The sequence below is a fragment of the Pandoraea terrae genome (genome assembly GCF_902459695.1).
GTDB lineage: Bacteria > Pseudomonadota > Gammaproteobacteria > Burkholderiales > Burkholderiaceae > Pandoraea > Pandoraea terrae.
In genome coordinates this window covers 256,291-277,140 of record NZ_CABPRZ010000003.1, presented here as the reverse complement: position 1 = coordinate 277,140, position 20,850 = coordinate 256,291, and the positions used below count along the sequence as shown (strand labels likewise).

General features: G+C 63.2%; 19 protein-coding genes. 8 read left to right on the top strand and 11 right to left on the bottom strand.

From position 1 onward, the window contains the following. Nucleotides 1-52: 52 nt before the first annotated feature. Nucleotides 53-1,267, top strand: a complete 1,215-nt coding sequence (alaC, locus tag PTE30175_RS05025; RefSeq protein ID WP_150695953.1) for an alanine transaminase — start codon at nucleotides 53-55, stop codon at nucleotides 1,265-1,267. 98 nt (nucleotides 1,268-1,365) lie between these two features. Here alaC and PTE30175_RS05020 read toward each other — a convergent pair whose 3' ends face one another. From PTE30175_RS05020 to PTE30175_RS05005, 4 genes are read right to left on the bottom strand one after another with little or no spacing between them, the layout of a single operon-like run. Further along, on the bottom strand, nucleotides 1,366-1,785 hold the full coding sequence (locus PTE30175_RS05020) for a PPC domain-containing DNA-binding protein (RefSeq protein ID WP_150695952.1): 420 nt from the start codon (nucleotides 1,783-1,785) through the stop codon (nucleotides 1,366-1,368). Then, nucleotides 1,782-2,318, bottom strand: a complete 537-nt coding sequence (locus PTE30175_RS05015; protein ID WP_224788607.1) for a PPC domain-containing DNA-binding protein — start codon at nucleotides 2,316-2,318, stop codon at nucleotides 1,782-1,784. The genes PTE30175_RS05020 and PTE30175_RS05015 overlap by 4 nt, the downstream gene beginning before the upstream one ends. Continuing rightward, complete coding sequence (locus PTE30175_RS05010; RefSeq protein WP_150695951.1) at nucleotides 2,315-3,892, bottom strand: acyl-CoA synthetase; 1,578 nt, start codon at nucleotides 3,890-3,892, stop codon at nucleotides 2,315-2,317. The genes PTE30175_RS05015 and PTE30175_RS05010 overlap by 4 nt, the downstream gene beginning before the upstream one ends. Nucleotides 3,893-3,915: 23 nt before the next feature. After that, the gene (locus tag PTE30175_RS05005; protein ID WP_150695950.1) at nucleotides 3,916-5,082 is read right to left on the bottom strand and encodes an acetyl-CoA acetyltransferase; all 1,167 of its coding nucleotides are present in this window, start codon (nucleotides 5,080-5,082) and stop codon (nucleotides 3,916-3,918) included. Nucleotides 5,083-5,513: 431 nt separating this feature from the next. Here PTE30175_RS05005 and PTE30175_RS05000 point away from each other — a divergent pair, with 431 nt between their 5' ends. The 3 genes from PTE30175_RS05000 (at nucleotide 5,514) to PTE30175_RS04990 (ending at nucleotide 9,252) form a co-directional block, all read left to right on the top strand. After that, nucleotides 5,514-6,533 (top strand): TRAP transporter substrate-binding protein, encoded by a 1,020-nt coding sequence (locus PTE30175_RS05000; RefSeq protein ID WP_150695949.1) that lies wholly within the window; start codon nucleotides 5,514-5,516, stop codon nucleotides 6,531-6,533. Then, nucleotides 6,534-8,411 carry a TRAP transporter large permease gene (locus PTE30175_RS04995; RefSeq protein WP_150695948.1) on the top strand — a complete coding sequence of 626 codons (1,878 nt, stop codon included), beginning with the start codon at nucleotides 6,534-6,536 and terminating at the stop codon, nucleotides 8,409-8,411. An 85-nt stretch (nucleotides 8,412-8,496) separates the two neighbouring features. Beyond that, the gene (locus PTE30175_RS04990) at nucleotides 8,497-9,252 is read left to right on the top strand and encodes an SDR family NAD(P)-dependent oxidoreductase (RefSeq protein ID WP_150695947.1); all 756 of its coding nucleotides are present in this window, start codon (nucleotides 8,497-8,499) and stop codon (nucleotides 9,250-9,252) included. A 41-nt stretch (nucleotides 9,253-9,293) separates the two neighbouring features. On the opposite strand, the gene PTE30175_RS04985 is transcribed toward PTE30175_RS04990, so the two are convergent. Next, a complete protein-coding gene (locus PTE30175_RS04985; RefSeq protein WP_150695946.1) occupies nucleotides 9,294-10,223 on the bottom strand; it encodes a LysR family transcriptional regulator in 930 nt (309 codons plus the stop codon). A gap of 173 nt (nucleotides 10,224-10,396) precedes the next feature. Here PTE30175_RS04985 and PTE30175_RS04980 point away from each other — a divergent pair, with 173 nt between their 5' ends. Then, a complete protein-coding gene (locus PTE30175_RS04980) occupies nucleotides 10,397-11,563 on the top strand; it encodes a sigma-54-dependent Fis family transcriptional regulator (protein WP_150695945.1) in 1,167 nt (388 codons plus the stop codon). A 63-nt stretch (nucleotides 11,564-11,626) separates the two neighbouring features. Here PTE30175_RS04980 and PTE30175_RS04975 read toward each other — a convergent pair whose 3' ends face one another. Further along, on the bottom strand, nucleotides 11,627-12,163 hold the full coding sequence (locus PTE30175_RS04975; protein WP_224788606.1) for an NUDIX hydrolase: 537 nt from the start codon (nucleotides 12,161-12,163) through the stop codon (nucleotides 11,627-11,629). A gap of 928 nt (nucleotides 12,164-13,091) precedes the next feature. On the opposite strand from PTE30175_RS04975, the gene PTE30175_RS04970 reads away from it, so the two are divergent. Further along, the gene (locus PTE30175_RS04970; protein ID WP_150695944.1) at nucleotides 13,092-14,249 is read left to right on the top strand and encodes a porin; all 1,158 of its coding nucleotides are present in this window, start codon (nucleotides 13,092-13,094) and stop codon (nucleotides 14,247-14,249) included. 106 nt (nucleotides 14,250-14,355) lie between these two features. Here PTE30175_RS04970 and PTE30175_RS04965 read toward each other — a convergent pair whose 3' ends face one another. The 4 genes from PTE30175_RS04965 to PTE30175_RS04950 all read right to left on the bottom strand — a co-directional run bounded on the left by PTE30175_RS04965 (nucleotide 14,356) and on the right by PTE30175_RS04950 (nucleotide 18,162). Continuing rightward, nucleotides 14,356-15,630, bottom strand: a complete 1,275-nt coding sequence (locus PTE30175_RS04965; RefSeq protein WP_150695943.1) for a gamma-glutamyl-gamma-aminobutyrate hydrolase family protein — start codon at nucleotides 15,628-15,630, stop codon at nucleotides 14,356-14,358. Between the two features lie 216 nt (nucleotides 15,631-15,846). Then, entirely contained in the window at nucleotides 15,847-16,821 is a 975-nt protein-coding gene (locus PTE30175_RS04960; protein WP_150695942.1) for a quinone oxidoreductase family protein, read from the bottom strand. Between the two features lie 59 nt (nucleotides 16,822-16,880). Next, a complete protein-coding gene (locus PTE30175_RS04955) occupies nucleotides 16,881-17,273 on the bottom strand; it encodes a methylglyoxal synthase (protein ID WP_150695941.1) in 393 nt (130 codons plus the stop codon). Nucleotides 17,274-17,382: 109 nt separating this feature from the next. Beyond that, nucleotides 17,383-18,162, bottom strand: a complete 780-nt coding sequence (locus PTE30175_RS04950; protein ID WP_150695940.1) for an SDR family oxidoreductase — start codon at nucleotides 18,160-18,162, stop codon at nucleotides 17,383-17,385. Between the two features lie 183 nt (nucleotides 18,163-18,345). Here PTE30175_RS04950 and upp point away from each other — a divergent pair, with 183 nt between their 5' ends. After that, nucleotides 18,346-18,996: a uracil phosphoribosyltransferase gene (upp, locus tag PTE30175_RS04945; protein WP_150695939.1), complete on the top strand. Its 651-nt coding sequence runs from the start codon at nucleotides 18,346-18,348 to the stop codon at nucleotides 18,994-18,996. A 38-nt stretch (nucleotides 18,997-19,034) separates the two neighbouring features. On the opposite strand, the gene PTE30175_RS04940 is transcribed toward upp, so the two are convergent. After that, nucleotides 19,035-19,952, bottom strand: a complete 918-nt coding sequence (locus PTE30175_RS04940; RefSeq protein ID WP_150695938.1) for a DMT family transporter — start codon at nucleotides 19,950-19,952, stop codon at nucleotides 19,035-19,037. A 151-nt stretch (nucleotides 19,953-20,103) separates the two neighbouring features. Here PTE30175_RS04940 and PTE30175_RS04935 point away from each other — a divergent pair, with 151 nt between their 5' ends. Continuing rightward, nucleotides 20,104-20,829 (top strand): YebC/PmpR family DNA-binding transcriptional regulator, encoded by a 726-nt coding sequence (locus tag PTE30175_RS04935; RefSeq protein ID WP_150695937.1) that lies wholly within the window; start codon nucleotides 20,104-20,106, stop codon nucleotides 20,827-20,829. Nucleotides 20,830-20,850: the final 21 nt, after the last annotated feature.

The window sequence follows — 20,850 nt, the reverse complement described above, 5'->3', positions numbered from 1 at the left end:
AGCACACCGGCGTCGCTCGGACGGTTCCGGGCGCTTACGTTCCAGGATCATCATGTCAGGCTCCCAGGGCTCGCGCAGCTTTGCGCGCATCAATCGTCTTCCCCCGTACGTTTTCAACATTACCGCCGAATTGAAGATGGCCGCCCGCCGCCGTGGCGAGGACATCATCGATCTGAGCATGGGCAATCCCGACGGGGCCACGCCGCCGCATATCGTCAGCAAACTCGTCGAAGTCTCCCAGCGCCCTGACACGCATGGCTACTCCGCATCGAAAGGTATCCCGCGCCTGCGCCGCGCCATCACGCGCTGGTACAAGGGTCGCTACACCGTTGACCTCGATCCCGAGCGCGAAGCGATCGTCACCATCGGCTCGAAAGAAGGCCTCGCGCACCTGATGCTCGCCACGCTCGACCAAGGCGATACGGTGCTCGTGCCGAATCCGTCATACCCGATCCACATCTACGGTGCGGTCATCGCCGGCGCGAACATTCGCTCCGTGCCGATGACGCCCGGCATCGACTTCTTCACGGAACTCGAACGGGCCATCCGTGAATCGCATCCGAAGCCGAAGATGATCATCCTCGGCTTTCCGTCGAACCCCACGGCACAGTGCGTCGAACTCGAGTTCTTCGAGCGGGTGATCGAACTCGCGCGGCGTCACGATATCCTCGTAGTGCACGATCTCGCTTACGCAGACATCGTCTACGACGGCTACAAGGCGCCGTCGATCATGCAGGTGCCCGGCGCGAAGGATGTTGCCGTCGAGTTCTTCACGCTGTCGAAGAGCTACAACATGGCCGGGTGGCGCATCGGCTTCATGGTCGGCAACGCCGAACTCGTCGCCGCGCTCGCGCGCATCAAGAGCTATCACGATTACGGCACCTTCACGCCGCTGCAAGTCGCGGCCATCGCCGCGCTCGAAGGCGATCAGCAGTGTGTCGAGGACATCCGCGCCCAGTATCAGCGCCGCCGCGACGTCCTGTACAAAGGCCTCACGGAAGCCGGCTGGGTGGTGGATCTGCCGAAGGCGTCGATGTACATCTGGGCACGCATTCCCGAGCCGTATCGCAAGGGCGGTTCGCTGGAGTTCGCGAAACGTCTGCTCGCACAGGCCAAGGTGTCGGTATCGCCGGGCATCGGCTTCGGGGATTATGGGGACGAATACGTCCGCTTCGCGCTGATCGAGAACGAAGCGCGGATTCGTCAGGCGATTCGCGGCATCAAGACGATGTTCCGCGAAGACGGACTTCTCGGCGCGGACGCGTAAGACATCCGCTACGGGCGTCGTCACCCGCCACAAAGCCGAACGGCGCCGGTCATCGAGGACCGACGCCGTTTTTTCATGCTGCTTTCACGAAACCTGAATCACGCAGGTTGTGCCGGCAGCCATTCCTGCAATGTCACCTCGATGGTGATGAACGACAGATTGCCGCCGCGCACGAAACGTCCGGCGAACATGCGTCCATCGGTGTCGGCGACCATGCCATGCAGCATCGGCACCGCCGGCGGGCCGTTCGACACGTCGACCTCCCCGAACACGTTGAGGATTTCCACGCCGGGCCCCGTGACGACCTGCTCGCGCCAGCCATCGCCCGACCGATGCGCCAGGCGCGCGTCGATGAGGCTGCCGACCGCGCCGCGCACGACCGCACGCGCAATGCCGTGCTCGGCGCACAGTGCTTCGATGCTTTCCGTCAGGTCCTGATTGGGTTTGAGACGAGCGACGACGAGCCGGCCGAGGGTGCCGTTCTCAATCGCGACGTGATCTTCGACTGGGACGCTCATGATGGCTCTCCGGCGACGGGATGCAACAGGTTGAAGTGGGTTTCCGCGTCCTCGCGCGTGACGTAGCCGCCGTGCGCAAACAGGCACAGACGCACCACGACCGGCTCTTCGCCGGCCCACGTGTGATCGAGAATCAGGTGGCCGCCATGCAGCCCGCCCGCCGGATCCGAGAATCCTGCATGGCAGTGCAGGAGCGGTGCGCCGTCGGCCGTGCAGCCGATGGTGATCGCGCCGCCGATCAGGTCCACTTCCCGTGCTTCGTCGACCGGCGCCCCGTAACCGAAGGGACGCTTCTCGTCCGCGGTGGTCACCAGCATGTGGTACCGCAGACCTCGCGCGGTGCCCGCGCAGATTCGGCCGACGCCGCCGCCGTGCGGATAGCGCGCGAGCGCCTCCCGCAACGACGCGCCAAGGTTTGCACCGGACCGGATCGTGACGCGCAGTTCGTGCTGCCCGCTCAACACGCAATCGACCACACGGGGTAATGTGGGGGCGCCGGCGTGCTGATAGACCCGTGAAAGCGCAGTTGTCATAGTCGATAGTCTCCTTGCTCTTCGAGCATCGTCCTGATTTGCTTCTTCACGATTTTGCCGTACCCGGATTTGGGCATGGCGTTCCAGAACACGAAGCGGCGCGGCCACTTGTACTTGGCGATGCGCGCTTCGAGATGGCCCAACAATTCCTTCGCTTCAGCGCTCATGCCGTCTTTCGCGACGACCACGGCCAAACCGCTCTCGCCCCACTTCGGGTCGGGCACGCCCAGCACCGCGCACTCGGACACCGCCGGATGCGTGAGCAGCGCTTCCTCGATTTCGCGCGGATAGACGTTCGAGCCACCGGAGATATACATGTCCGACGCACGGCCCGTGATGTACAGGAAGCCCTGTGCATCGACATGCCCCAAGTCGCCGGTGTGGAACCAGTCGTCCTTGAAGGCCTTGGCGTTCGCGTCCGGATTGTTGTGATAGCCCATGAACACGGCCGGGCCGCGCACGCAGATCTCGCCCGAGGCGAACGGCGGCTGGCGCACGCCCTGCGCGTCGAGGATCGCGACTTCCATGCCGGTGCGCGGCATGCCGCAAGTGCCGACGCGGGCGTCGGCGGCGTCATCGTCTTCGGTGTGCAGCCACGGCGGCAGCACGGTAATGTTGCCCGTCACCTCCCCAAGACCGTAGTACTGCACCAGCACGCGGCCGAGCTTCTTGAGGGCGAACTTCTGATCGGCGCGGTACATTGGCGCCCCCGCATAGATCACGAACTTGAGCGAGCTGTGATCATGACGATCGACGGATTCGTCTTCCACCAGCATCTTGACGATCGTCGGCACGGTAAACATATTGTCCACGCGGTGCGTCGCGATGGCTTGCCAGACCTGCTCGGGCTCCATCCTCTCGGTCGGCAGCAGCACGCTGGCCGCGCCGCGCGCGGCGTTGACGATTGCGTGAATGCCCGCGCCATGCGACAAGGGAGCAACGACCATCGAGCGGCTCCGATACGTGATGCCGGGCATCAGGTCGGCCAGATGATTGGTGACGACGAACGCCATCTGGCCGTGCGACAACACGCCGGCCTTCGGATGCCCGGTCGTGCCCGAGGTGTAGAAGAACCACAGCGGGTCTTCATACTCCACCTCTTCCTCGAAGGGCTGGGCGCCGGCGTGATCGGCCAGCAGGGTTTCGTAGTGCTGTTCGCCGGCGCGCGGCGCGCCGATGGCGATGACGTGCTTCAGCGCAGGCGATGCCTCGCGCACCGCATCGACATGCCCCTCGAAGCCGCTGTCGTAGAGCATGACGGACGCCCCGCTCGATTGGCCGAGATAGGCGGCTTCTGGCGGCGTGATACGAAAATTGGTCGGCACCCAGACGACGCCTAGCTTGAAGGCAATCCATGCGCTCTCGAAAATCGGCAGGTTGTTGCGCGAATGCACCAGCAGCTTGTCGCCCTTCGTAACGCCGAGCGCGCGCAGTGCCTGCACTGCCGCGTCGACGCGGGCATCGATCTCGCCCCACGTCCAGACCTGCTCGCCGATGATGATGCCCGCCTCCGCCGGATGCCGACGCGCGACATCGGCCAGCAGACGGCCCAGATTCATGACCTTCTTGAGCATGATGCCCGACTCCTCCACATTGATTACAGCGCTTCCAGAATGCTCACGTAGTTGGCGACAGCCGCCCCGCCCATGTTGAAAACCCCGGCCAGGCGTGCGTTCGGGATCTGCATCTCGCCTGCGGTGTTCGTCAACTGCATGGCGGCCATCACGTGCATCGACACGCCCGTCGCGCCGACCGGATGTCCCTTCGCCTTCAAGCCGCCCGAAGCGTTGACCGGCAACAAGCCGCTCTTCTCGGTAGCGCCTTCGGCCACGAGCGCAGCGCCCTGGCCCGGCTTGGCGAGCCCCATCGCTTCGTATTCGATCAGCTCGGCGATGGTGAAGCAGTCGTGTGTCTCGACCAGCGACAGATCCCTCAACTTCACGCCCGCCACGCCAAGCGCCTGACGCCAGGCGTGCTGGCCGCCCTCGAACGCCAGCGGATCGCGGCGCGACAGGGGCAGGTAGTCGTTGACCTGCACGGCGGCACGGAACCCGACCGCTTTTTTCAGGCCGCCCGCGACGTCGCGCGCCGACAGCACCAACGCCGCCGCGCCGTCGGAGACCATCGAGCAATCCGTACGCTTGAGCGGTCCTGCGACGAACGGATTCTTCTCCGACACATTGCGGCAAAAGTCGTAGCCGAAGTCGCGGCGCATGTGGGCGTACGGATTGACGGCGCCGTTGCGGTGATTCTTTGCGGCGATGCGGGCCAGCGCATCCGACTGGTCGCCGTAGCGTTCGAAGTATTGCGTGGCGATCTGCCCGAAGACACCGGCGAAGCCGCCGGGAATGCCCGCCTCTTCACGGGCATAGGAACATTTCAGCAGCACTTCGCCGACCTGCGGTGTCGCCAATTCGGTCATCTTCTCGAAGCCGATGACGAGCACATGTTTCGCGCGGCCGGCCTCGATGGCTTGCAGGCCCGCGTAGACGGCAGCCGAACCCGTTGCGCAGGCGTTTTCCACGCGCGTGGACGGCTTGAAACGAAGGCCGGGAATGTTGTTGAAGACAAGCGACGACGGGAAGTCCTGATACAGGAAACCGCCGTTGAAAGTGCCGACGAAGATCGCGTCGATCTGTTCGGGGTCGAGGCCCGCGTCGTCGAGGGCGGCTTGGGCGATGTCCGCCAGCAATACTTCGGCGTCCACGTTGTCGAGTTTGCCAAACTGGGAATGTCCCCAGCCGGTCAGGCAGGCAGCAACCATGAGTGTCTCCGAAAAGTGTGATCCAGGACCTCAAGAGCAAATTCAATGCCAGCGCCATGGATGCACCATGGCATGACGGACGGAAACGCCATGCACACCGTACGATGCGGCACGCAACCGCCTCGGCAATCGCATTGCAATCATCAGGCGGTACGGGAGCGACACATCTGCCCCCGTCCAACTGTCGCACCTGCGACACCTGTCTCACCGCAATGCGACAGGTGTCTCACGCGATGCCACCGGTTCAACGTCTGTCACCCGCCCCGCGCCCCACCGCCAAGCGCCGTGCGGCCTGCGAGATGGTTAACAACGTAAGGGTTTTCCCGTGAAGGGTGCCGATCTGGCATTCGATTTGCGTAATATACGCGAGCCACTTTGCACGTTGTTCGGCAGAAAGCAGTCACCAAACCAACTATCAGGAGACATGCAGTATGAACAATATGGATCGCCGCCACTTCATCAAAGTCGTGGCCGCCACGTCGGCTGCCGCCGCGGCCGGCCTGTATCAGACGCAGGCCCGCGCTGCCGAATTCACGCTGAAGTTCGCCAACAACCTGCCGATCAGCCACCCGATGAACATCCGCGCCAAGGAGATGGCGCAGAAGATCAACGAACAGTCGAAGGGCCGTATCGACTTCCAGGTGTATCCGAACAACCAGCTCGGCTCCGACAGCGACATGCTGAGCCAGATCCGCGCCGGCGCGATCGACTTCTTCACGCTGTCGCCGCTGATTCTCGGCACGCTGGTGCCGGCGGCGCAAATCTCCGGCATCGGCTTCGCCTTCAAGGACTACGGCCAGGTCTGGTCGGCCATGGATGGCGAACTGGGCGCGCACGTGCGCGGCCAGATCGCCAAGACATCGGTGTTCGCCTTCGACAAGATCTGGGAGAACGGTTATCGCCAGATCACCACCAGCAGCCGTCCGATCAACAACCCGGGCGACCTGAAGGGCCTGAAGATCCGCGTTCCGACGAGCCCGCTGTGGACCTCGATGTTCCGCGCCTTCGATTCGGCGCCGACCTCGATCAACTTCGCGGAAGTCTATTCGGCCCTGCAAACGCACATCGTCGAAGCCCAGGAAAATCCGCTGGCGTTGCTGACCACGGCGAAACTGTATGAAGTCCAGAAGTATGTGTCGATGACGAACCATATGTGGGACGGCTTCTGGTTCCTCGCCAACAAGCAGAAGTTCGACAAGCTGCCGAAGGACCTGCAGGAGATCGTCAAAACGAACGTGAACGGTGCCGCCATGGCGCAGCGCGACGACGTCAGGAAACTCAACGACGGCGTGACGGCCGAACTCAAGGCCAAGGGTCTGGTGTTCAACGCGCCGAACAACGAGCAGTTCCGCGACAAACTGCGCCAGGCAGGCTTCTACGCCGAATGGCACAAGAAGTTCGGCGACGAGGCATGGTCGCTTCTGGAAAAGTACACCGGGAAACTTGCATAAATGGAAACGTTGACGATGCAGGCCGAGCCCACGCATGGGCTTGCCCGCCTCCTCGGCAGCGTCAACCGCGTCGTGATGAAGGTCACGGAGGCGGTTGCCGTGCTGCTGGTGATCGCGGAAACGCTCATCCTGCTGGCCGGGGTGATCTCGCGCTACGGGTTCGACAACCCGTTGACCTGGTCGGATGAACTGGCGTCGATCCTGTTCATCTGGTTGTCCATGCTGGGGGCTGTGCTGGCGCTCGATCGCGGCGAGCATATGCGCCTGTCCGCCATCGTCAACAAACTGCCGGTGCAATGGCGCAACTGGTTCCAGACCATGGCTGCGCTGACCGTGTGCGTGTTCGTGGCATTGATCATCATGCCGGCCTACACGCATGCGATCGAGCAGATGGATATCACGACGCCCGCGCTGGAAATCCCGGACGGGCTGCGCGCTGCGGCATTGCCTGTCGGCGCGGTGTTGATGCTCGTTGCCGCGATCTCCCGCATGGCGCGCTGCTCGACGGTCAAGCAGTTCCTGCTGGGCGTCGGCGTCGTTGCCGTGATCGGCGCGGCGCTGTGGCTCGGCCGTCCCGCGTTGATCGCGATGGGCAACTACAACCTGCTGGTGTTCTTCGTCCTGATCGTCGGCGTATGCGTGGCGGGCGGCATCCCCATCGCGTTCGCGTTCGGCACGGCCACGCTCTCGTATCTCGCGCTCGTCACGGACGCGCCGCTGCAGATCGTCGTCAGCCGCATGGACGAAGGCATGTCGGGCCTGATCCTGCTGTCGGTGCCGTTGTTCGTATTGCTCGGTGCGCTGATCGAGATGAGCGGGCTGGCGCGCAGCCTGATCGAATTCATGGCCTCGTTGCTCGGTCACGTGCGCGGCGGCCTGCAATACGTGCTGCTGGGTGCGATGTTCCTCGTTTCGGGCATCTCCGGCTCGAAGGCCGCCGACATGGCGGCCGTCGCCCCGGCGCTGTTTCCCGAGATGAAGCGCCGCGGTTCCAAGCCTGAAGATCTTGTCGCCCTGCTCGCGGCCACCGGTGCGATGACCGAGACGATTCCGCCAAGTCTGGTGCTGATCACCATCGGCGCGGTCTGCGGTGTGTCGATTACGGCGCTGTTCGTGGGCGGCCTGATGCCGGCCGTGATTGCGACGCTCGCGATCGTCGTCGTGTGCTTCTTTCAGTCGCGCAAGGAAGCGCCGGTGACCGCCAAACGCGCACCGCTGCCGGTGATCGGCAAGACCTTCATGGTGGCACTGCCGGCGTTGGCGCTGCCGATCCTGATCCGTACGGCGGTGATCGAGGGCGCCGCGACCGCAACCGAAGTCTCGACGCTCGGCATCGCGTATACGATCGTCATCGGCCTGATCATCCATCTGTTCCGCAAGCATCTGGATTTCAAGCGCCTGTATCCGCTGCTGACGGAAACGGCGGCCCTGTCCGGCGCCATCCTGCTGATCATCGGCATGGCGACGGCCATGGCCTGGGCGCTCACGCAATCGGGCTTCTCGGCCAAGCTCGTGAGTTTCATGCACGGCATGCCGGGCGGCCAGGCCGGCTTCCTGCTGATTTCGATGATCGTGTTTATCATCCTCGGCAGCGTGCTGGAAGGCATTCCCGCGATCGTGCTGTTCGGCCCGCTGCTGTTCCCGGTGGCGCGCTCGCTCGGCATTCACGACGTGCATTACGCGATGCTCGTGATCCTGTCGATGGGCATGGGTCTCTTCGCTCCGCCGCTTGGCGTAGGCTTTTACGCGGCTTGCGCAATCGGCAAGACGTCACCGGACAAGGTGTTCAATCGTATGTGGGTCTACATGAGCGCGCTGCTGATCGCACTGCTCGTGGTGGTGTTCGTCCCGTGGGTCTCCACCGGTTTCCTGAAGTGATTTCGCAGTAACCCCGGACGGGCTTCGCCGTATCATGGCGGCGGAGCCCGTGCTGTAGATACGACAAAATTTAGGAGTACATAAAATGAGCGAGAAAATTGCGGTCGTCACGGGTGGCGGCATGGGCATCGGCGCCGCGATCTGCGAGCGCCTGGCCAAGGATGGCATGACGGTGGTGGTGGCCGATCTCAAGTACGAAGCCGCGCAGAAAACGGTGGCGAAGATTGACGCGGATGGCGGGCGGGCGTGGCCGCTGGCGATGAACGTCGGCGATGAACACTCGATTGCCGACGGCTTTGCGCAGATCGCACAGAAACACGGCCGTTGCGACGTACTCGTCAACAATGCCGGCATCGCCAAGACGATTCCGTTCCTCGACTGCCCGCTCGACCATTGGCACCAGGTGATGGCCGTCAATGTGACCGGCACGCTGCTCTGCGCACAGCACGCCGCGCGCCTGATGCGCGAGCACCGCTGGGGCCGCGTCATCAACCTCGCATCGGTGGCCGGTATTCTGGCGAGCGCCGGGCGCACGGCTTACGGCACGTCCAAGGCCGCCGTCATTGGCCTGACGCGTCAGATGGCGATTGAACTGGCGCCGTTCGGCATCACCGCCAACGGTATTGCGCCGGGCCCGATCGAGACGCCGCTCACGCAGGCGCTGCATTCGGACGTCTCTCGCGCACACTATAACGAGCTCACGCCGATCGGCCGCTACGGCCAGCCATCCGAGATCGCCGGCGCCGTGAGCTTCCTGGCTTCCGATGATTCGTCATACATCACCGGACACGTCCTGCCGGTCGACGGCGGCTTCGTTTGCGCGGGCTTGCTGGAAATCTGACAACGCAGCCTGAGAATGGCACCAACGGACGCGCCTCGCACTCAGACAGGCGCGTCCGCCACCACCCGCGCGCCGGGGGCGTGCTGCAGGTCCTGCCACACGGCGCGCGCGTTCTCGACGAACGTCCCCACGCAAGGATTGTGGTTGTCGCGGCTCCACAGCAGCGCCACCTCCACCACCGGGGCATTGCGCAACGGCTTGAAGACGGCGCCGCCCGACGAAATGGCGCTCATCGACACCGGCACCATCGCCACGCCAAGCCCCTCGCCGACCAGGCTGATAATCGTCTGCTGAAGATTGGCTTCGAGCCGGATGCGCGGCGTAAAACCCGAACGTTGGCAATGGCCGACGACCAGGTCGTAGACGAGCGGCGCGATCTCGCGAGGAATGCTGACGAACGATTCGTTCGCCAACAGGGCGGCATCGAGCACGCGCGCTTTCACCAGCGGATGCTGCTTCGGCAGCACGGCAACCATCTCCTCACGGAAGACGGTCGCGCTGTCGAGTCCGTCGAGATCTTCCGGGCGGTACATGATGCCCACGTCGGTACGCCCTGAGCGAACGGCATCTGCCAGCAGATTCGGGAGCGTCTCGGCCAGTTTCATGTCGACGCGCGGGTACGCCGCCGCGTAGGTGCGGGTGAGCGCCGGCAGGATATTGTAGGCAGACGACATCATGAAACCGACCGAGATGGCGCCGTCCTCGCCCCGGCTGGCCGCCACCGCGTTACGGCGCGCCTGCGCTACCGCGTTGAGAATGTCGACGGCATCCTGATACAGCCGCTCCCCCGCGCGCGTGAGGCGCACGCTGCGGCGCGTGCGATCGAAAAGCTTCACGCCGAGTTCCTCTTCCATCAACGCGATCTGACGCGACAGCGGCGGCTGCGAAATGTGCAGTTGCTTCGCCGCACGCCCGAAATGCAGCGTCTGGGCCACGGCGACGAAATACTGGAAATGGCGCAGCTCGATCATTTGATACCTATTGGGTATTAATAGCGCATCAATATTATATTGGAAGTTATTACAGGACGAACGTATTCTCCATTGGCGGTCGCGACCAACGTGAACCGTAACGATTAGGAAACGCCCAGGCCAAAAGCCGCACATGGCGACCTTTCGCACAAATACGACAAGGAGACAGCAGCATGCCCGCACACCTCGCTGTAGCGCCCGCCCCCGCACGTCCCGCTTCCGCTTGCCCTGCTTCGCGTCAGTCCGCGCCGGAATATCTGGCGATCGACGACCTGTGCGGCGAAGATGCGCAAATGCAGGCGCTGATCGCGCGCGGCAAGCGATTCATCGAGCGTGGCCTGCCGATCCTGATCCTGGGCGAAACGGGAACGGGCAAGGAGTTTCTGGCGCGGGCACTGCACGACTACAGCGAACGCCGCGCAAAGGCGCTGGTGGCGATCAACACGGCGTCGATCCCCGAGCATCTGGTCGAAAGCGAATTGTTCGGCTATAGCCGAGGCGCGTTCTCCGGCGCGTTGCCCGGCGGCATGAAAGGCAAGTTGCAGCAAGCGGACGGCGGCACCCTGTTTCTGGATGAGATCGGCGACATGCCGCTGGTCTTGCAGACGCGTTTGCTGCGTGTGCTCTCGGAGCGCGAAGTCACGCCGTTGGGGACGACGCATCCGGTACCGGTCGATGTTCAGTTGATCTGCGCCACACATCAGAATTTGCCGGCGCTCGTCGCAGAAGGCATGTTCCGTCAGGATTTGTATTACCGGATCGCCGTCGGCGTGCTGCAGTTGCCGACGCTGCGCGCGCGCACGGATCGCCGCGGCTTGATCGCGCGCATGCTGTGCGACGAGTGGCCGCAACTGTCCGCGGCGCAAGCGCTGCAAAAAGTTTCGCCTGCGGCGCTCGAACGGATGCTGCGTTATTCGTGGCCCGGCAATCTTCGGCAGCTGCGCGCAGCGATCCGTTTCGCGTGCGCGGTGGCGAGCGGCCCGCTCGTCGAGCTGCGCGACCTGCCGCAGGAGCTGCTTGCCGGCGACGTAGCGCTCGATGCAATGCCGGCGATGAACCTGCCGCCCGCATTGCCGTCGCCCGAGTTGACGCGCGTGTCTTTCGCCGCCCCGCAAGCTGCAACCAATGACGACAGCGACGACATCTCGCCGCAGGCGTGCGAACGCGACCGCATTCTTCAGGCGTTGGCCTGTCACCGCTGGAATATTTCCGCCGCAGCGCGCACGCTTGGGCTATGCCGTGCGTCGCTCTACCGCCGGCTCAAGCATTTGCGAATCCCGCACATGCGCGATTGCGCCCACGAAATTGCGATGGGGCAATCGCCGGCGCTGGCGAGCTGAGCTTCGCGTTGCCAGCCCCGTTCAATGTCAGCTGCGCAAACCGCATGACTGCCTGCGCGGACTTCACGCAAGAAGAAGTCCTTGGTGTTCCAGCTTGGCTATCAGATCCTGAAGCCACGGTTCATCGATCTCGTCGAGTGCCTTCCAGCCAACTTTGAGGCCTTCGCCCTGACCGGGATTAGGGATGTCATTGACGCGAAGCCGGTAACGGAAGTCGTAGTGGTAATGGGCGGGTTCCTGTTTGTGGGGGTTCTCAGCGATGGGGTGGATATCGATATCCAACGGCATGAGATGCCGCGCATGCCATGGATGGACTTCGGTATGCACACCGGTTTCTTCCCGCACCTCTCTTTGTGCCGCTTGCCCTGGCGTTTCGCCGGCGTCGATGTGCCCTCCTGGTTGCAGCCATATCTTTAGGTAGGGGTGAAAAATCATTAGCATCCTCCCTCCTTGGATGGCGATTCCGCTGGCGGTCACGTGGCCCGGCAGCGTCTTGCGATCGCACGGATCGGCCGCACAGTTCAACTGAGCGATCAAGGGGGCGAGCCGTTCACGCTCGTTTGGGGAATGCGTCAAATAGCGGTCGATTTGCTCAATCAACTCCCGACGGGAAAATCCCTTTGATGCCACCGTTGTGCCGAACGAAACGAGTTCAGCGTTCCCCCCCTGAATTAGGGACCTTTCCTGACGAAACGGGTGAGAACATTGAGCACCTTTTGGTTTCGGATGTTTGCTTTTTACGCCGAACTATTTGCGGCTGGAGTACCTTCCACCATCCGCTTCGGCTACCGTTTCCGGGTCACCCGAGAGTCGCACGGAGAAGTAACAATATTACCCGTTGACCGGCTGGCCGGCAGACGTGATTTTTCCGAAATTTGATCGACAGAAATTGCCTACCGACGGCGGCAATGCAGGACGATGCCTGACTTTTTTGCAACAGCAAAACGCCCCGCTCGCGTTGCGCGTCAGTGTTGCCGGAGAGGCAAAACACTGCACAAAAAAAAGCGCGGCCAATGAGGCCGCGCCAAGGTTTGGAGACCTTCACTCAAGGCAAAAGTCTACTTCTCGCGAGACGTAGTATAGAAGCGTCCCCGCGAAACATTGTCATCAATCGGCGCAATGATTTATTCAGCGCCTTGCAATAGTCCCGAAGCGATTTCGTCGCACGAGAATCTCGACACATCTCCTACGCCGCTTCGTTACGTTTGCTCACCTTGCGGTGTGTCCTCATCGCAACACAAGAGGCTTGCATCTCCTTCCGGCATCATCGCCTTCCGCCCGTAAATCCTTGCCGTACAAGGCTTTGCGCCCTCACAAAGGATTGTTCCCGAATCCGCAATACATTCTTGCGGTTTCTGAAATATGCGCGGGACACGCACGCTCCTACACTCTGGTCCGTCAACAGAGCAGTGCCGCACTCGATGCCGGGTCCGCGAATAACAAACCGTCACCACGACATGTTCTGTTTCGCCGCGTTCTGTTTTCACGCGAATTCTGCGATTCGTGTCAAATTATTGGAGCTCAAACCATGAAAAAAACTCTTCTTGCCGCTGCAGTGGTCGGCGCGTTCTCGGCAACGGCCGCTCACGCCCAAAGCAGCGTCACGCTGTACGGCTTGATCGACGCCGGCCTCGCTTACACCAGCAACTCGTCGACGTCGGCGGCGGCTGGCAAGGCCAACTGGCGCGCCACGAGCGGCCTGGTCAACGGCAGCCGCTGGGGCCTGAAGGGCTCGGAAAACCTGGGCGGCGGCACCAAGGCAATCTTCACGTTGGAAAACGGCTTCTCGATCGCCAACGGCAACTCGCTGCAAGGCAGCCGCATGTTCGGCCGTCAAGCGTTTGTCGGCCTGCAGAACGACCAATACGGCGCGATCACCCTCGGCCGTCAATATGACTCCCTGGTCGACTACCTGGCACCGCTGACCCTGAACGGCAGCGCTTTCGGCGGCACGATCGCAACGCACCCGTATGACAACGACAACACGAACAACTCGTTCCGTGTGAACAACTCGGTGAAGTTCGCCAGCGCCAACTACAACGGCCTGACCTTCGGCGCCCTGTACGGCTTCTCGAACAAGGCCGGCGATTTCTCGAACAATCGCGCATACAGCGCCGGCGTGGCATACAACAACGGCCCGATCAGCGTTGCTGCCGCTTACCTGCAACGCAACAACAACACGGGTGTTGCCAACACCTCGGGCGCGATCGATCCGTCGAGCGACGCCGTGTTCAACGCCTCGCGTCAACGCGTGTTCGGCGTCGGCGGCAACTACGCCTTCGGCCCGGCGACCGTCGGCCTGGTGTGGACCCACACGCAACTGGACGGCCTGACCTCGGCAACGTTCAACAGCACCACGACCAACTTCGCCAACGACGGCGTGAAGTTCGACAACTTCGAAGTCAACACGAAGTACATGTTGACCCCGACGGTTTCGCTGGCCGGTGCCTACACGTACACGATGGCCAAGGATGACTTGACCGGCAAGAAGCCGAAGTTCCACACCGTGTCGCTGCAAGCCGACTACCGTCTGTCCAAGCGTACCGACGTGTACCTGACGGGTTCGTACCAACATATCTCCAGCAACGACGGTACGGGCTTCCAAGCCGGTATCAACGGCGCCGGCGGCATGTCGACGACCAGCTCGCAAACCGTCGTCGGCACGGGTATTCGCCACCGCTTCTAAGCACGGGTAACGCCATGCTTTCGCCGGCGACGTTGGCCAAGGTCGACGGTGAAGCGAAAGAGGCAGCCGTTTGGCTGCCTCTTGTCACCGGGTTTCGCCCCCCTCTTCAGAACCGCGTTTCGCGCGCCGCGCGCAGGAACGTATCGAGCACCGGCGTGCAATCGAGGAATTCCGGACCGCCCGCGCGGTGGAACTCCGGATGCCACTGCAAGCCCATCACGAACGGCGCCTTGCGATAGCGGATCGCCTCGACCACGCCGTCTTCCTCGCACACCGCCTCGACCGTCAGATCGCGTCCCAAGGTCTTCACCGACTGATGGTGAATGGAGTTGACGATTGGCGTCTCGTGCATTTGAAGCATCTGCGACAGCGACGACCCTTCCGGGAAACGCAGCGTGTGACGATTGTGTTCATACGTATCCGTCACATGCGCGATCGCCTCCGGCAGGTCCGTCGCAATATCCTGATGCAGCGTTCCGCCAAACGCGACGTTAATGAGCTGGCACCCGCGGCACACGCCGAGGATCGGCTTGCCCGCTTCGATGAACTCATGCAGCAGTTCGAGTTCGTACATGTCGCGCATACGGTCGCCCTGCCATTCGTGACGCGTCGCCGCTTCCGAATACGTATGCGGCGATACGTCGGCGCCGCCCTGCAGCACGAGACCGTCGAGGTGCTTCGCGTAATCGTGCAGACGAATGTGACTCGGATGCAAGAGCCCTTGGGTGTCGACCGTAGGAATCATGAACACCAGCACGTCGCGCGACATCACCCAGTGCGCAATGGATTCCTCGAGGTACTGCAGCGTTTTGCTGCGCAGGCCCTTGGAGCCCGGCTCCGGATGGAAGATACGCGCCGAAATGCCGATCTTCAGCGTGCGCTGCGTAATGCGCTGTCCGGCGCGGTCGTACCACGCACGAAAGCGGGCCGACATGATCCGCCGCAATACGGACCATGGGGAATCGCCTGCAGACAAATAGGATGGCGAGCCCATTGCCCCTGGACCGCCCGGGCGACCACCCGGCGGCGGCACCTGGAATGTCGGCTCGTGCGGCGGCTCACCACCGCCACCGGCACCACCGCGCCCCGAACCGCCTGCGCCACCTGCACCGCCTGCAGACCCGGGGCCACCGGCGACGCCGGCCGGCTCACCCGTGGCTTCGGATTTGGGCTCACTTGCGCTTTGCGCGGCGGTACCCGTGGCACTCGCGGGCTCGGCCGATGGCACTTCGCCCGGCTTGGCTGTCGGCCCAGTCACTTCCGGCGGCAACGGCCTCGTCAGCGTATCGGGGTTCGATTGCGCCGGTTGACTCGGCGGCGCCGGCTCGGCTTCAGGGTTGACTGGCTTTTCAGGCGACTTCGGGTCTTGGGGCTCGGTCATGGCGGCTATCGATAACGTGCTCGTATCGGGGGGAAAGATTGATAGACCTATCGGGTCGGGAAATTATCCCGCCGCACCGGCGATGTCGCAACCGCAAAACCCATTGCGACGGAAAAGTGCAACTTGTGCAGACGCCCCGGCACACGTTTTCACACAACGCGCATAGCGTGGTATGCGAGCGCCCGCCGTGCGGGCCGGGCCCTCGCATTGGCGCCGTTACGGAATCAACAGCGTCGAACCCGTCGTCTTTCTACCCTCAAGGTCGCGATGGGCCTGCGCCACATCTTTTAGCGCATATCGCTGGCGCACTTCGATCTTGACGGTGCCATTGGCGACGACATCGAACAGGTCTTTCGCCGTTGCCTCCAGTTCCTCGCGCGTTGCCGTGTAGTTGAACAGCGTCGGACGCGTGAAGAACAACGAACCGCGCGACACCAGGTCGGCGGTCTGGATCTGCGGTACAGGCCCCGACGCGTTCCCGAAATTCACCATCATGCCGAGCCGGCGCAAACAATCGAGCGATCCGGTAAACGTATCCTTGCCGATGGAGTCGTACACGACGGCGACCCCCTGCCCCCCCGTGATCGCCTTGACCCGCTCGACGAAGTTCTCTCGCGAATAGACGATCGGGTGGTCGCAACCGTGCGCGCGCGCAAGATCAGCCTTCTCGTCGGAGCCCACCGTGCCGATCACCGTCGCGCCGAGCGCCTTGGCCCACTGGCAGACGATCAGGCCGACGCCGCCGGCAGCCGCATGGATCAGGATCGTGTCGCTCGCTTTCACCGGATACGTACGTCGCAGCAGATATTGCGCCGTCATGCCTTGCAGCATCATGGCGGCGGCCTGATCGAAATCGATCGCATCGGGCAGCTTCACCAGCGAATCGGCCGGCATCACACGCGCCTCTGCGTAAGCACCCGGCGGACGGCTGGCGTACGCAACGCGATCGCCCGGCTTCACATGCGTGACGCCTGCGCCAACGGCTTCGACCACGCCCGCCGCTTCCATGCCGAGTCCGCCCGGCAGCGGCTGGGGATACAGGCCGGTGCGGAAATACACATCGATATAGTTCAATCCGACGGTGTGGTGACGCACCCGCGCCTCGCCCGGTCCGGGATCGCCGACCTCCACGTCGACATACTGCATGACCTCGGGGCCGCCGTTTTCCGTAATGCGGATAGCTTTCGTCATCTTGCTCCTCACTCTGTTGCGTCAGTGGAAACCCCGCCGGCATTCGACGCCACGCGCTTTCAAGCTGGTTGCGCCGCCAGACGGATGGTCAGTTGCTCCAGCAGCAGCCGTGCCGTGGAACTGTTCGTCGCACAGGGAACATTGTGCACGTCGCACGCGCGCACGAGCGCATTGATATCCGGTTCGTGCGGCTGCGGCGTCATCGGGTCGCGCAGGAACAGCACCATGTCGACGTTGCCTTCGGCCAGTTGCGCGCCGATCTGCAAGTCGCCGCCGTGGGGGCCGGAGAGCATGCGCTCGACCGTCAGGCCCAGCTCGCTGGCGAGCCGGCCGCCGGTCGTACCGGTGGCGACGAGCGCGCACTGCTGCAGCACGTGCACATATTCCCTGGCGACCGCCAGGATTTCATCTTTCTTCTTGTCGTGGGCGATCAACGCAATTCGTACCGTCATGCTGCCTGTTCCTGAAAGCGATTGGGGGATGGATTGCCGCCAAGCGAACGAAACCGGATGGGCGGCGGTGAAACCGATGATTTTACGTGCCGATGATGTCCGTTTGCCGTCAGAACGTACCCGGATATCCGCCGCCGTCCAGCAACACGTTCTGGCCTGTCATGTACCCCGCGTGAACGCTGCACAGGAAAGCGCACGTCGCGCCGAACTCGGCAGGAACGCCAAAACGGCGAGCCGGGTTGTCTGCCGCGCGCTGCGCCTTGACCTCGTCGAGCGATTTGCCCGCCTTGTCGGCCCACGCCTTCATCGTCTTGTCCAGACGATCGGTATCGAACGGACCCGGCAGCAGATTGTTGATCGTGACGTTGTGCGCGACCGTCTTGCGGGCCAGGCCGGCCACGAACCCCGTGAGTCCGGAACGCGCGCCGTTGGACAGACCGAGGATATCGATCGGCGCCTTGACCGCCGAGGAGGTGATGTTGACGATGCGCCCGAAGCGGCGGGCGATCATGCCATCGACCGTCGCCTTGATCAATTCGATCGGCGTCAGCATGTTCGCATCGAGGGCACGGATCCAGTCGTCGCGCGTCCAATCACGGAAATCGCCGGGCGGCGGCCCGCCGGCATTCGTCACGAGAATGTCGGGCTGTCCGCATGCGGCCAACACCTGAGCGCGGCCTTCGGGGGTTGTGATGTCACACGCCACGGCGGTGATTCTGGCGCCGGTGGCGGCGCGCATGGCATCGGCCGCCGCCTCCAGCGTGTCGGGCGTGCGCGCCACGATCGTCACAGCAACGCCTTCCGCGGCAAGCGCCTCGGCGCACGCGCGGCCCAGCCCCTTGCTCGCACCGCATACCAGCGCAGTCTTTCCTTCGATACCGAGATTCATTGGCTGACCTTGTTTTCCACGGCCGTCGCCCTGACGGACGCCGTGCGACGATTCTAAGGGAATCGGCGCGGCTGCGCTGAGGTGCCGCGCGAAACCCGGCCCGACGGCAGCCGCATCGGCTAAAATCGGCGCCATGCGGCCGCCAACTTCGGCACGGCCGCCCCGCCACCGATTTCGCCTGTTATGAAACAAGACGCCCGCTTTCCCAACCTCTTCATCTGCGATCACCCGTTGATCCAGCACAAACTCTCGCACATGCGCGACAAGGAAACGTCGACGCGCACGTTCCGCCAGTTGCTGCGCGAGATCACGCTGCTGATGGGCTACGAGATTACGCGCAACCTGCCGCTCACCACCGAGCGCATCGACACGCCGCTCGTCACAATGGACGCGCCGGTCATCGCTGGCAAGAAGCTCGCGATCGTGCCGGTGCTGCGCGCAGGCGTGGGCATGAGCGACGGCCTGCTCGACCTGGTGCCGTCCGCCCGCGTCGGCCATATCGGCGTATACCGCGACGAACACCACCGTCCGGTTGAATACCTTGTCCGACTGCCGGACACGGCCGACCGCATCTTTATCCTGTGCGATCCGATGGTCGCCACCGGCTATTCGGCCGTCCACGCCATCGACGTGCTGCGCAAGCGCGGCGTAGCGGAAGAAAACATCGCGTTCCTCGCGCTCGTGGCCGCGCCCGAGGGCGTCAAGGTGTTCCACGACGCGCATCCGGGCGTGAAACTCTACGTGGCGTCGCTCGACGAGCGTCTCGACGAACATGCGTACATCGTGCCGGGCCTGGGCGACGCAGGCGACCGCCTGTTCGGCACCAAGAACTGAGACTGACGCGATATGGCCGGCGATTTGGGGCCGGCCACCTAGCGGCGCCGTGTGGCCAACGCGACGCCGATAGCCGCCAATGCCATGCCGCCCCATGCGGCCGGCGGCATGTGCTCCCCGAGCAGCGCCCAGGCGGCTAACGCGGCCGCGGGCGGCACAAGGAAGAACAGCGCCGACACGCGCGACGCCTCGCCTCGCCGAATCATCGCCAACAACAGCGAAATTGCCACGATCGAATTGGCAATCACCAGATAGCCCAGCGACGCAACCAACTGCCAGGTCCATTCGATCCGCATCGGTTCGAGGATTGCCGCAAGCGGCAAGGTCGCAACGAAACCCACCGCGTACTGCACGGCGTTCGACGTCACCGGATGGTGCGAGGCGCCAAAGCGCTTCTCGTAAAGGGTGCCGGCCGTCATCGACGCCAGGGCAATGAACGCGAATGTCAGGCCGAGCGCGGATGTTGCCTCGATGGACGATCGCGCGACGATCACCAGCGCCGCCCCGGCCAGACCGAGCGCCAGCCCGATCCAGTTGACCGCCCCGATGCGTTCGCCGACCAGATGCGGCACCAGCAACGCCACCAGGATCGGTTGCAGCGATGTAATCAGCGCCACGCTGCCGGCCGAGACGCCCAGCCTCAGCGACAGGTAGGTCATGCTGAAATACAGCGCCTGGATCAGCAGGCCAACGATGATCAGATGCCCCCATGCGGCGGCGGTTTTGGGCATTGGCGGGCGCAGCACGACGACCAACGGCGCGAGGACGACCAACACCAGTCCGTAGCGCAGCGCGAGGAACGTCAGCGGATCGGCGTAAGCGAGGCCGATCTTGGCGATCGTGAAGCCGACCGACCACAGGATCAGGAAGACGACGGGCGCCAGACGCAGCCAAACCGGGGCGTGCCGCGAGCCGGCCGATGCAGGCACACCGGATGCTGAGGATTTACCGGACATCGGGGGGAAATGTCTCCTGATGAGGCAGTGCAGCGGCATGATAAAATTGCGAATGATTATAGCGGCACATCGCCGTCTTCAATGGCTGCCCGCGCCACGCGCGGCCGGCCGTCAGTACACTTTGCCGCGCGGCGGCACGACGGAGAAATACATGGCGGGTCATTCCAAATGGGCCAACATCAAGCACAAGAAAGCTGCAGCTGACGCCAAGCGCGGCAAGGCCTGGACGCGGATCATCAAGGAAATCACCGTGGCGGCGCGCCTGGGCGGCGGCGATCCGAACAGCAATCCGCGCCTGCGCCTGGCCATGGACAAGGGCGCCGACGCCAACATGCCCAAAGACAACGTCACGCGCGCCATCCAGCGCGGCGTGGGTGGCCTCGACGGCGCGAATTACGAAGAAATCCGCTACGAGGGCTACGGCCTGAACGGCGCCGCGGTCATCGTCGACACCATGACCGACAACCGCACGCGTACCGTGGCGGAAGTGCGTCACGCCTTTTCGAAGCACGGCGGCAACATGGGCACGGACGGTTCGGTCGCATTCCTCTTCACGCATTGCGGCCAATTCCTGTTTGCCCCGGGCACCCCGGAAGACAAGCTGATGGACGCGGCGCTTGAAGCCGGCGCCGACGATGTCGTGACGAACGACGACGGCAGCCTCGAAGTGGTGTGCCCGCCCAACGACTTCCCGGCAGTGAAGGCCGCGCTCGAAGCCGCCGGTTTCAAGGCCGAAGTCGCGGAAGTCACAATGAAGCCGCAGAACGAAGTTATTTTCACGGGTGAAGATGCCGTGAAGATGCAGAAGCTGCTCGACGCCCTCGAAAATCTCGACGACGTCCAGGAAGTCTATACAAACGCCGTCATCGACGAGTAAGCCGCGCCAACTCACGTCGCG